The organism is Streptomyces sp. P1-3, assembly GCF_050613155.1.
In the GTDB taxonomy this organism is placed as follows: Bacteria; Actinomycetota; Actinomycetes; order Streptomycetales; family Streptomycetaceae; genus Streptomyces.
Map to the genome: position 1 here is coordinate 3,572,328 of NZ_CP192512.1, position 11,685 is coordinate 3,584,012.

The window sequence follows — 11,685 nt, forward strand, 5'->3', positions numbered from 1 at the left end:
CGTTCGCGGTGGGGCCCTTCGACGTGTGTGGTCGCGTGGTTCACGCGGAGTGCGTGGTCCCGTGGTCGCGTGGTTCACCCGGACATGGATGGCCTTTCCTGGCCGGCGGCGTCGAGCAGCAGCTTCGCGGCCACCGTCGCCCCGTCGGTGCGGAACGTGCCGGACACGGCGGTCGCTCGTGCGCGGGCCTCGGAGGTCAGGGCCGTCTTGAACGCGGCCGACAGGGACTCGAAGGTCGGGGTGGGACCGTCGTGCGCCGCGCCGATGCCCAGGTCGGCCACCCGGCCGGCGAAATACGGCTGGTCCGCCCCCTGGGGTATCACCACCTGAGGCGCGCCGGCCCAGGTGGCCGTCGTCGTCGTGCCCGCGCCGCCGTGGTGCACGACGGCGGCCGCCCGGCGGAACAGTGCCTGATGGTTGACCTCGCCGACGACGAAGCAGTCGTCCTGGTCGTCGATCAGGGCCAGGTCGGCCCAGCCACGGGAGAGGACCGCACGGCGGCCCCGCGCGCGGATCGCCTCGATGACCACCCGGGCGACGCCCTCCGGATCGCGCAGGGGAATGCTGCCGAAGCCCACGTACACCGGTGGGCTGCCGGCGTCCAGGAACGCCACCAGCTCGGCCGGGAGCGGGCGTTCGTCCGGTAGGACCCACGCGCCGGTCTGCACCACGTCGAGGTCCGACGGCTGCTGCCACGGAGCCAGGACCGGGTCCGTTGCCAGCCACGGCTGGTCGGTGAAGACGTGGTCGCGGACGTTGTCCAACTGGGGCAGGCCGATCGACGCCCGATGGGTGTTGATCGCCTCGCCGAACACCGCCTGCGCGTCCTGGACGTCCCGGTCCCACAGCACTCGGTTGTCGGTCACGTCCGACGGGAGCGGCCGCCCCGGCCGCGGCATCGGCGGGTGATGCGGCGATGGCAGACTGACCGGCTGGTAACTCGCGTACACGTAACGGATGCCCAGCTTCTCGGCCACCGATTTCACACCTGCCACGGCCGGCACGAGGCCGGTCGCAAGGAGCACGTCACACCCCTCGGCCGCCACGCTGACCTTGTCATGGAACGCGGCGACCAACTCGGCCGCGCGCCGGGGCACACCCCCCGGCGACGGCGGCGTCTTCCCGGTCACCAATTCGCGCACCGACGGGCCGGTCGGCACCATCTCCACGCCGACCACGGCCAGCCGCTTCGCGAACTCCTCGTCCGGCGGCGCGCACACCCGCACCTCCGCGCCGAGCTCCCGCAACCGCACCGCGAGTCCCACCAGCGGTTCGACGCCCCCACGCGAGTCATAGGCCGACAGCAACACACGCATTCGTACTCCCATTTCCACGGATTCCGGCTCAGGTCGGTGATCCGGCGGCGAGCACCGCCGGGAGGGTTGGCCTACAGGCCGAGCTGGTACTCGTGAGCCGTGTGCGTCGGCAGGTAGCCGAGCTCGTCGTTGACGCGCCGCATGTGCGGGTTGTTGTCGGCGGTGTCGGTCAGCAGGCCGCCGAGGCGGGGGTGGCGTTCGCGGGCCTCGACGATCGAGGCGGCCTTCATCCAGCGGGCGAGGCCACGGCCGCGGTGCTCGGGCAGCACCGCCGTACCGTAGTGCTGGGCGTCGCCCGTCCCGTCGCCGGGGACGACCAGTTCGGTGAAACCGACGATGGCTCCGTCCGACCGGTCGACGGCCGCCACGGTGTGGAGGATGTCTCCGCGCGCGGAGACGGCACTCGCCGCCGCCCGTACCCGATCGAGGTCCCAGATCACTGTGCCGTAGTCGACGGCGCCCATCGGCATGTCGTCCATGGCTCGGCGCGACGCCACGTACGTGTTGGCGAGTTCGTCGGGCACCGTCCCCTCCCACGCCGTCAGCCGGTAGCCGGGGTGCGGCTTCTCGGCGAGGGCGGTGAGTGCGGGGAGGTCCGCGTCGGTCAGCGGCAGCCGGGTGTACGTGAGGGCCAGTGCGGCGCGGAAGCCGCCGGCGGTGAGGAAGGCGGCGCCGGGGGATCCGGCCGCGGCCTGGGCGATGATGGTGCTCCGGCCGTCCTGGCGGGCGGCGGCGACGGCCGCGTCGAGCAGCAGGGTGCCCACCCGTCCGCGCCGTTCGGCGGGGTGGACCGACACGTCCAGTTCGGCGAGGTGGCGCTGGCCCTCCCTGGTGAACAGGCGCAGGAAGGCGTACCCGGCGGGCCTGCCGTCGGCGCCGGAGGCCAGCCAGGCCAGGCGGCGGCCGACGGAGGTCTCCTCGGGGTCGGTCAGGGCGGTGATGCGCAGGGACAAGCTGTCTCCGTCAGGAAGTGATTGCGTGGGGTCGGGTCGGTCCTGCGTGGGGTCGGGTCGGTCCTGCGGCGGGCCGTCACTGGGCCCAGGGCAGGACGCGGGTGCCTTCGGTGCCGGGCACGGAGGCCACACCGTCCGCACGCATGGCGACGTGGGCCTCGGCCGCCTGCGGGGCGTGGACCTGGCGGAGCACGTCCGGCGGGAGTACGAAGGTCTGGCCGGCCGAGATCTTCTCGGTGCGGCCGTCGCAGGTGACGTCGAGGACGCCGGCGGTCACCGTCCAGACCTGTTCGCGGCTGATGACGTGCTCGGGGCCGGTCTGGCCCGCCTCCATCGCGACGGTCCAGGTGCTGAGTTCCGCGCTGCCCCGGCTGGGGGCGGCCAGACCGGTCATGCGGGCGTTCGGGGACTCGGTGACGTTCTCGGCGGTGGGGGTGATCACGAGCATGGCGGGCTCCTCACTCCGCGCGGGCTCGTCCGCCGCAGGTTCGTCTGGCGCGGCCCATTCGACGAACTGGACGACGATACCGTTCGGGTCGGTCAGCTGGAACAGCCGCTCGCCCCAGGGCTCTTCGCGCAGCGGCATGGTGATCGGGGCGCCGGCCTCGCGCAGGCGCCGCTCCTCGGCCTCGATGCCGCTGACGGTGAGCGCGAAGATCAGGCCCGTGGCCCGCTGGTCGCGCTGCTCGGGCGGGAGCACCTCGCTGCCGCGGCGGAGCAGCACGATGTCGGCGCCGGCATCACCGCGGGTCAGGGACGCGAAGCCGTCGGCGGCCATGGCGACCTGGTAGCCGAGGTGGGTGCAGAAGAACACACGCGAGGCGTCCACGTCGGCGACGGTGAGGGACAGGGTGGAGGCGGTGACGTTCAGGGCAACTCCTGGCAGGTACGGGCGTGGCAGGTTCGGGCGGTGAATCGCGTACTGATGTCCTGGGCGAGTCCGGCTCTAGTCGGACGCCACGGCGTAGGTGAGGACGACGTTGCCGCCCTCGAACACGCGGCTGTCGGTGAGCTTGAAGGTGCGCGGCGAGAAGTCGGCTCGGAAGAGCGGGATGCCGGTGCCGGCCACGATCGGGTACTGCTTGACGATCAGCTCGTCGATCTCGGGCAGGAGTTGACCGGCCAGATCGGCACCGCCGCAGAGCCAGATCCCGAGCCCTTCCTCCTGCTTGAGCTTGCGCACCAGGGTGAGCGGGTCCTCGTCGGTGACCTCGACGGCCTGGTCCGGGCTGGTGGTGAGCGAGCGGGAGAGGACGATCTGCCGCAGATGGGCGTACGGGCTGGTGAGGCCGGCAGCCAGCCCCGGGGCATAGGTGCTGCGGCCCATGAGCACGGTGTCGAATCGGGTGTTGGGCACGTCCGGGATGCCGAGGGCGGCGCGGCCCGGGGTCGGGAGGGTTTCCGCGTACTCGGCGATCAGGTGCGGGAGGTAGTCCTCGGTGACGTGCGGCATGAAGAAGTCGAAGTCGCCGTCAGGGGCGGCGATGTAGCCGTCGATGGTGGTGCCGACGAAGTAGGTGAGCTTGCGCATCCCAGTCCGTTCGTTAGGGCGAACTTTGCAACGGACGTAACTTTAGATCGAGTCCCGAACGAACGTCAAGCATAATTTTGCGACGGGGGTAAGATTGCTCCATGACTACCGAGATGGGGCTCCGCGAGTCCAAGAAGCAGGAGACCAGGCAGCTGATCTCCGACTGCGCCACCAGGCTCTTCATCGAGCAGGGCTTCGAGCAGACCACCATCGCCGAGATCGCCGCCGCGGCCCGCGTGTCCAAGAAGACGGTGACCAACTACTTCCCCCGCAAGGAAGACCTGGCCCTCGACCACCACGAGGCGTTCACCGAGGGCCTGGCCCGGACCGTCGCCGAGCGCGGGCCCGGCGAAGAGCCGCTCACCGCCCTGGGGCGGACGTTCCGCGCCGCCCTGCTGGAACACAGCCCCGTCGTCGGCTTCACCGGCCCCGCGTTCGCCCGCATGGTCGCCGACAGCCCCACCCTCACCGCACGGCTGCGCGAACTGCACGACCTGCGGGAGGAGGCACTCGCCGCAGCGCTGACCGCCGCCGCCCCGGACCCCGACCCGGCCATCGCGCCCCGGGCCGGCGCCGCCCTGATCGCCGCGGCGGACCGCCTGCTGTTCCGGCGCATTCAGGAACTCACCCTGGCCGGCCGCACCGACGACCAGATCGAGGCCACGCTCATCCCGGAGGCCGACCACCTCCGCACCCTCCTCGCCGCCGCCCTCGGGAACGCCCCCACCGCCCTGACGTCGTGACCTCGCCACATGCCCGAGATCGCAGGAGGGGAACGACCGGCCTGGTTGCAGTTCTGGTCGCGTTCGCCCCGTACAGCGGCGTCCGGAACCTGGTGAGCGAGCCGCTCCGCCGCTGACGTGCGGCCGTCAAAACGGACGCGAAGGACTTCGTGGACGGGCACGCGCAGATTTCCGCGCTGTACGACGCCTGGGCCCGCGAGCGGGGAATGCAAGGCCGAAACGACCACCACGTCGCCCTCAGGGGTGCTGACCGGCCCCTGAGGCAGTGCGGGCCCCGCGGCGATAGCCACCGGGGGCCTGGCCGTACTCGCGCTTGAATGCCTTCGCGAAGGCGTACTCGGAGCCGTATCCGGTCCGCGCGGCGACCGTGGTCAGCGGGGCCTCGGACTCGCGCAGGAGCTTGGCGGCGGTCGTCAGGCGCCAGCGGGTCAGATACGCCATGGGCGGTTCGCCGACGAGCGTGGTGAAGCGGCGGGCGAAGGCCGCGCGGGACAGCCCCGCCCGGTCGGCCAGCGACTCGACTGTCCACTGCGCCGAGGGAGCCTCGTGCATGGCGGTCAGGGCCGGGGCGACGGCGGAGTCGCCGAGCGCGGCGGCCCAGCCCGCGGCGGCCGCGGGAGGCTGGTCGTCGAGCCAGGCGCGCAGGATGTAGAGGAGCAGCGAGTCGATCAGCGCGGGGACGATGCCGGTCGATCCGAGTCTGGGGTTCTCCAGCTCCGCACCGAGGAGTTGGACCGCCGCGCTCAGCTCGGGGTGCCGGCCGTGCCTGGTGGGCAGGTGGATGATCTCGGGGAGCTGGCGGACGAGCGGGTGCGGACGGCCCTGGTCCAAGTGGTAGTTGCCGCACAGCAGGCTGGTACGGGGACCGTCGCCGCCGAGCGTGACCGTACCGATCGGTGAACTCGGCCGGTACTGGTCGGGCCGCTCCACCTCGGCCGGCGTGGAGGGGTGGTCGGCGAGGATGTGGCCACGGCCGTCCCGCAGGAAGACCACGTCGCCGGGGCTCAGGGCGATCGGCTCCGCTCCGGAGGCGTTCGCGCCGGTGACGTTCGCGCGGGAGGCATTGCCGCCCGTGGCATTCCCGCCCGTGGCGTTCCCGCCGGAGGCATTGCCGCCAGTGGCGTTCCCGCCGGTGGCCTTCCCGCCCGTGGCGTTCCCGCCAGTGGCACTCCCGCCAGTGGCACTCCCGCCAGAGGCGTTCTCCAGCGGGACCAGCCAGCACGTTCCGTACAGCACCACGTGGAAGCCGGCGCCGGCGACCGGGGGGAGGCGCAGGCCCCAGGGGGCGCGGCCCTCGGTGCGTACGGACGTGGGATGCCCGGTCCGCATGGAACTCAGTGCCTCGGTCAGGATGTCCAACGCCTTCCCCCTCCTCCCCCGCTGCCCGCGTCCAACGTCTGCCCTCGTCCGGCCTCCACCTTAGGAGGTCGCTCAGGCGACGGTGAGGACGACCTTGCCCTGGACCCTGCCGGACGCCACCAGCTCATGGGCCTTGGCGGCGTCGGTGAGGGGGAACGTCTCGGCGACGTGCGGGCGGATGCGGCCCGCGTCGACGAGTGCGGCGATGGCCTCCAGCGACGCGTAGTCGGGCTCGACCGAGACGCCTGCGAAGCGCCGGCCGGCGGCCTCGATCCGGGCGGCCAGTTCCTGGTTCCAGTGCTCCATGATGCTGACGAGGGTGCCGCCGGGCCGCAGTACGTCCAGGGCCCGTGTGCCCTCGGAGGAGGAGTCGAAGACGGCGTCGACGTCGCGCACCGCCTCCGTGTAGTCGGTGGTCCGGTAGTCGATGACCTCGTCGGCGCCCAGGCCGCGCACGAAGTCGTGCTTGGGCTCGCTCGCCAGGGCGATGACGTGGGCGCCGCGGGCCTTCGCGATCTGGACGGCGAAGTGGCCGACGCCCCCGGCCGCGCGGTGGATCAGCACCCGCTGGCCTTCGGTCACTTGGGCCGCGTCGACCAGGCCCTGCCAGGCGGTGAGGGCGGCGAGCGGAACGGCGGCGGCGTGCACGTGGTCGAGCGTGGCGGGCTTGCGGGCCACCTGCCGCGAGGGGACGGCGACGTAGTCGGCGTACCCGGTGGCGGCTCGGGGGAAGAACGGCATGCCGTAGACCTCGTCGCCCGGCTTGAACCGGGCACCCGGACCGGCCTCCTCGACGACGCCGGAGATGTCCCAGCCGACGCCGAACGGCGGCTCGCCGAGGAGCGGGTACGCACCCGAACGGACGGCCACATCGACCGGGTTGACCCCGCTCGCGTGGACGCGGACGAGGACTTCGCCGCCGAGCGGGGTGGGGCGCTCGGTCTCGACGGTCTCGAGGACCTCGGGGCCGCCGAAGGACTTCTGGATGACTGCGCGCATGGGAGGACTGCCTCTCGTTTCGCCGGACCCTCGTTCGGCCGGTTCCTGATGTCTTCGACTCTAGGAAGATCGAACGATCCGATGAATATCCTTCTGTCTTCGAAAGATGTCCCAGCGTCTTCCTGATCGGGCATCTTGGCCATCCGCGCCAAGCGGGCGGCGGCCGGACAGCTTCGGCGGTCCGGGACCTCCGGCGTCTTCCCGGCTGCGTCCTCCGGCTCCTCCCAGCTGCTCCTCCAACCTGCGGCGGCTTGATCCGCTCCGGGGGCGCTGGTCGGCCGGACGCGTGATGTTCGGCCCGCCGCGGTTGTTCGGGCGGAGCGTGCGGTGACTCAATGGCCCCGTAGCGGCCGCCGCCTGTCGGTAAGGAGACCGGGCATGCCACGGGTCGGAGTGAACGGCGTCGAACTCTTCTACGAGGTGGGCGGGGACGGCGATCCGCTGGTCCTGGTGCACGGCTCCTGGGGCGATCACGGCAACTGGGCCCCGGTCCTGCGCGCCCTCGCGCTGAGATTCCGGGTGCTCGTCTACGACCGGCGGGGGCACAGCCAGAGCGAGCGCCCGCCGGGGCGGGGATCCCGGTTCGAGGACGAGGAAGACCTGGCCGTCCTGATGGAGACCCTGGGGTTCGCGCCGGCCTACGTCGCGGGCAACTCCTTCGGCGCCTCGACCGCGCTCGGCCTGGCGGCCCGGCGCCCCGAACTCTTCCGGGGCCTCGTCGCGCACGAGCCCCCGCTCCTGGGCGTCGTGGCCGACGACCCCGAGCTGCTGCCGGTGATGGCGGCCACCCGGGACAAGATCGCATCCGTCCTCGCCCACCTGCGGGCGGGCGAGACCCTCGCGGGAGCGCGTCAGTTCGTGGAGGAGGTCGCCCTGGGGCCCGGTGAATGGGACCAGCTGCCGGAACAGCTCCGCGAGACGTTCGTCGCCAACGCGCCCACCTTCCTGGACGAGCAGTCCGACCCGGGGTGGGCGGACCTCGACCTGGGCCGCCTGTCCGGCTACACCGCGCCCGCCCTGCTGACGACGGGCACGGAGAGCCCGCCGTGGTTCGCCGTCATCGCCGCCCGCCTCACCGGAGCGCTGCCCCAGGTGCGGACGCACACCTTCGAGGGAGCCGGGCACATCCCCCACGTGAGCCACCCGGACGCCTACGCCGAGCGCGTCACCGGCTTCTTCGAGGGGACCAGCCGGACTTCGTAGGCACCACGGGACCGCTGACCGGGCAGAGGGGCATCAGTCACCGGGTGCGCGCAGCCGCACAGGTCGCGCACGCCGGTTCGGTTCCAAGGTGTGCTCGTGATCGGCTCCAGGGTGTGCTCGTGATCGACGCACACGGTCCGCTCGCCCGCATCATCGAACGGGTGCCGCCGCCAGCCGAAGCGGTGAACGGGCCCGCCGGGCGGTCCTGTCCGCCGTCGACCGCATGGGATGCGCCGTACAGTCCGTCGACACCATCCACGGCACCTCCTCCTGGGACCCCTGGCCGACCGGACCGGCAGACCGCTGTGGCTAGCCTGGGCGGCATGGAAGCAATCCTGGTCAGCGCGTGTCTGCGCGGGGTGCCCTGCCGGTTCGACGGGCGCGACACGGCGTCGTCGGAGATCGAGGAGGCGGTGGCCGGTCGCGACGTCGTCGCCTTCTGCCCAGAGGTCGCGGGCGGGCTCGCGACGCCGCGGCGGCCCGCGGAGCTGGTGGGCGGCGACGGGCACGACGTGCTCGACGGGACGGCGCGGGTCGTCGAGGACACCGGGCGGGACGTGACGGCGGAGTTCGTGGACGGAGCACGGCGCGCACTCGCGGCGGCGCGGCACGGAGGCTGCACGGAGGCGCTGTTGATGCCGCGCAGTCCGTCGTGCGGACGGGGTTCGGTGTACGACGGGTCGTTCGCCGGGGAGCTGGTGCCGGGAGACGGGGTGACCGCCGCGCTGCTCGAGCGGAACGGGATCGCCGTGCGGCCCGCGCCCGGAGTGTGACGTCGCCCGTCTCGGCGATCAACCGGCATCGGCCACGCGTCGGCCACGGTATCGGCCACCTCGCGGGGTGGCCACGGCGCGGCGTAACCACGCCGACAGGTCGCACGTGGCGTCGTCCAGGGCGGCGGCCAGCGCGGTCCCGGAACCACGGAGGGGCTCTGGCGCGCGCCAGAGCCCTTCCGTTCCGCCATACGGCGATGGTGATGTGGTTCCCCCGTTGTCCCCCGTGATCCCCCGTTGCCCCCGTTGTCCCCGTTGCCCCCGTGATCCCCCGTCATCCCCCGTACTTGCCGCTCCGCCCGTCGTGCCTGCTCTCCGCAGTGAACTCACGGCTCGGCGGCAGCCGTCACCCAGCTTGCCGGAGACACCGCCGGAAGTCGTTGGCACAGCGTCCACAGTTCTTGGCGATGAGTCCACGCGGTCGGCCTCGCGGGGAACCCGGTGCGGTACTGCCCGGGATCGGGCCGGCGGACGGGCACCGCCTGCCGCCGCGGCGCCTGCCCTCAGGCGGCGAGTGCATGGGCCGTGCGGCGGCTGACGCGTCCCCCGAGGGCGAGCGTCACGGCCGAGCAGAGGAGGCCGGCGAGAAGAGCGGTCCACCACAGGACCGCCGCGCCGAGACCCGTGTAGAGGGTCACGCCCAGGGTGAGGGCCGTGAACCTGGCGACACCCCAGGTCCACTGGAAGGCTCCCTGGTAGCGGCCGCGGGCGTGGGCCGGGGCGAGGTTGGCGACGATCGCGGAGGCGATCCCGGCCACGCACGCCTCGCCCAGGGACCAGACGACCACCGACAGCGCGTAGCCCGCGACGCTGTCCGCGACGCCGGTCAGCGCCACGCCGACGGCGATCAGCGCGCTGCCCGCCGCCTGGACCGGAAGCTGGGGCAGCCGGGCGAGCCAGGCCGTGGCGAACGGCTGGACGACGACCACCAGGATCGCGTTGACCGCCGCCATCGCCCCGTAGACGGCCGGGGAGAGCGAACTGTCGTGGATGGCCAGCGGCAGGGCGACCTCTGTCAGCGAGTAGACGAAGAGCTGGATCCCGAACAGCGGCAGCAGCGCCAGCAGCAGACGGTCGCGGAGGACGACCCCGTAGCCGGTGCCGTCGTGCGCCTGCGCCGGGTTCTTCGCCACGGTCCGCGTCTCGCTCACCCGGGTGGCGACGACGGCGGCGTAGACCAGCATGGTCCCGGCGTCGACCGCGAAGAGCAGCCAGTAGCCATGCGCGGCGAGGAAGCCGCCGAGCACGCCTGCCGCGGCCGTGCCGATGTTGACGCCCCAACCGAACAGGGCGTACGCCCGCTGTCTGCGTTCCGCGTCCACGGAGTCGGCCATCAGCGCGTACGCGGCGGGGCCGACCATCGCGCCCGCCGCGCTGATCAGGAGCGCCGCGGCGGCCATCGACACCACGCCCGGCGCCAGGAACAGCGCACCCTGTGCCGCCGACGCGCCGACGAGTCCCAGCAGCATCGTCGGGCGGCGGCCGATCCGATCGGCGAGCAGCCCGCCGACCGCCGGGCCGATCAGGTTGCCCGCGCCCAAGGCGCCGAGGACGTACGAGGTCTGGGTGCCGGTGACGCCGCGCGCGGCCAGGAAGAAGACCAGGAACGGTGTGACCAGGTAACCGAGCCGGTTGACGATCGTGCCGGCGAAGAGGGTCCAGACGGTGGGCGGGAGTCCGCGAAAGGTGGAGAGCATGCGAGGAGACTGCGGCCGGGGCCCCATCGCACACCATTGATTAAGCTCAGACCGAATCCAGTGGGCCGGTAAAGGGTGAATACAGCACGGAACCGGATGGCTAGGGGCAGATGGAATCCAAACTCAGTTTCTCCACCACCGACCTGGCGCAGACGCGCTTCGCGGTCTCCCCGATGTGGGAGGTCGTCACCAGCTTCCGGCTGCTGCACCGGGCCGGGACCGAGCCGCCGCCGCACCGGCGATGGGCCGCGCAGGTACGGCCCCGGCTGGTGGAGGCGGGGCTCGACCGCGGCTGGCTGGCGGCGCTGATCCCCGCCGCCGGCTATCTGGCGGACTTCCTCAACCCGACGCCCGCCACCCCGTTTCCCGCACTCGCGGCCGAGCTGGAGGCGATCCGCCGGACTCCGCCCGAGCGGGTGCGGGCCGACCTCGACACGCTGGGCGCCGGGCGCGGCCCCGTCCGGTCTCCGCGGGTCAGGCTGCTGTACGAAGCTCCCGAAGCCGCGCTGGAGAAGGTCGCCACCGAGATCGAGACCTTCTGGGAGCTGGCGCTGGCGCCCTACTGGGCCCGGATCCGGCGACTCCTCGAAGCCGACGTGTTCCACCGGGCGCGGCAGGTGGCCGAACACGGCGTCGCGCAGGTCCTCGACGAACTGCACGAGTCCGTGCGGTGGGACGACGGCAGCCTGCGCCTCGTCCGCCGCCACTGCGCGCTGACCCGCGCCGAGGCGGGCTCGGGACTGCTGTTGGTGCCCTCGGCGTTCGCCTGGCCGCGGGTGCTCACCCGCTCGGTGCCGCCGGAGCCGCCGCAACTCGCCTATCCGGCACGCGGTATCGGCACCCTGTGGGAGCCGCGGGCCACGGCCTCCGCCGACGCGGTCGCCGCCGTCCTGGGCCGCTCCCGCACCCTGCTCCTGACCGAACTCGACACGCCGGCCTCCACCACCCAACTCGCCCGGCACTCCGGCCTGTCCGCCGCCGGGGTCTCCCAACACCTCACAGCCCTGCGGAAGGCGGGCCTGGTCACCGCCCACCGCACGGGCCGTTCGGTCCTCTACGCGCGCACATCCGTGGCGGACGCCCTGCTGGCCCCCGCCGGAAGCTGACCGTA

The 11,685-nt window shown here is 72.6% G+C and carries 11 protein-coding genes; 4 read left to right on the forward strand and 7 right to left on the reverse strand.

Features of this window, described 5'->3' with window-relative positions; translation table 11 throughout:
- Positions 1-74 precede the first annotated feature (74 nt).
- From ACQUSR_RS15120 to ACQUSR_RS15135, 4 genes are all read right to left on the reverse strand, one after another.
- Positions 75-1,316 carry a glycosyltransferase gene (locus tag ACQUSR_RS15120; protein WP_431043085.1) on the reverse strand — a complete coding sequence of 414 codons (1,242 nt, stop codon included), beginning with the start codon at positions 1,314-1,316 and terminating at the stop codon, positions 75-77.
- Between the two features lie 71 nt (positions 1,317-1,387).
- Positions 1,388-2,269 carry a GNAT family N-acetyltransferase gene (locus ACQUSR_RS15125; protein ID WP_431043086.1) on the reverse strand — a complete coding sequence of 294 codons (882 nt, stop codon included), beginning with the start codon at positions 2,267-2,269 and terminating at the stop codon, positions 1,388-1,390.
- Between the two features lie 76 nt (positions 2,270-2,345).
- A complete protein-coding gene (locus ACQUSR_RS15130; RefSeq protein ID WP_431047604.1) occupies positions 2,346-3,185 on the reverse strand; it encodes a VOC family protein in 840 nt (279 codons plus the stop codon).
- A 30-nt stretch (positions 3,186-3,215) separates the two neighbouring features.
- Complete coding sequence (locus ACQUSR_RS15135; protein WP_431043087.1) at positions 3,216-3,800, reverse strand: dihydrofolate reductase family protein; 585 nt, start codon at positions 3,798-3,800, stop codon at positions 3,216-3,218.
- 113 nt (positions 3,801-3,913) lie between these two features.
- Here ACQUSR_RS15135 and ACQUSR_RS15140 point away from each other — a divergent pair, with 113 nt between their 5' ends.
- Complete coding sequence (locus ACQUSR_RS15140) at positions 3,914-4,543, forward strand: TetR/AcrR family transcriptional regulator (RefSeq protein ID WP_431047606.1); 630 nt, start codon at positions 3,914-3,916, stop codon at positions 4,541-4,543.
- A gap of 237 nt (positions 4,544-4,780) precedes the next feature.
- Here the strand turns inward: ACQUSR_RS15140 and ACQUSR_RS15145 are convergent, their stop codons facing one another.
- On the reverse strand, positions 4,781-5,902 hold the full coding sequence (locus ACQUSR_RS15145; protein ID WP_431043088.1) for a cupin domain-containing protein: 1,122 nt from the start codon (positions 5,900-5,902) through the stop codon (positions 4,781-4,783).
- A 72-nt stretch (positions 5,903-5,974) separates the two neighbouring features.
- Positions 5,975-6,901, reverse strand: coding sequence for an NADP-dependent oxidoreductase (locus tag ACQUSR_RS15150; RefSeq protein ID WP_431043089.1), 927 nt, complete (start codon positions 6,899-6,901; stop codon positions 5,975-5,977).
- 378 nt (positions 6,902-7,279) lie between these two features.
- Here ACQUSR_RS15150 and ACQUSR_RS15155 point away from each other — a divergent pair, with 378 nt between their 5' ends.
- Together ACQUSR_RS15155 and ACQUSR_RS15160 are read left to right on the forward strand one after the other, a co-directional pair.
- Positions 7,280-8,104: an alpha/beta fold hydrolase gene (locus ACQUSR_RS15155; RefSeq protein WP_431043090.1), complete on the forward strand. Its 825-nt coding sequence runs from the start codon at positions 7,280-7,282 to the stop codon at positions 8,102-8,104.
- 323 nt (positions 8,105-8,427) lie between these two features.
- The gene (locus ACQUSR_RS15160) at positions 8,428-8,877 is read left to right on the forward strand and encodes a DUF523 domain-containing protein (protein ID WP_431043091.1); all 450 of its coding nucleotides are present in this window, start codon (positions 8,428-8,430) and stop codon (positions 8,875-8,877) included.
- A gap of 503 nt (positions 8,878-9,380) precedes the next feature.
- Here the strand turns inward: ACQUSR_RS15160 and ACQUSR_RS15165 are convergent.
- The gene (locus tag ACQUSR_RS15165) at positions 9,381-10,574 is read right to left on the reverse strand and encodes an MFS transporter (protein ID WP_431043092.1); all 1,194 of its coding nucleotides are present in this window, start codon (positions 10,572-10,574) and stop codon (positions 9,381-9,383) included.
- A gap of 110 nt (positions 10,575-10,684) precedes the next feature.
- Between ACQUSR_RS15165 and ACQUSR_RS15170 the strand changes: the two genes are divergently transcribed.
- Positions 10,685-11,680 carry a DUF5937 family protein gene (locus tag ACQUSR_RS15170; RefSeq protein WP_431043093.1) on the forward strand — a complete coding sequence of 332 codons (996 nt, stop codon included), beginning with the start codon at positions 10,685-10,687 and terminating at the stop codon, positions 11,678-11,680.
- The last annotated feature ends 5 nt before the right edge of the window (positions 11,681-11,685 follow it).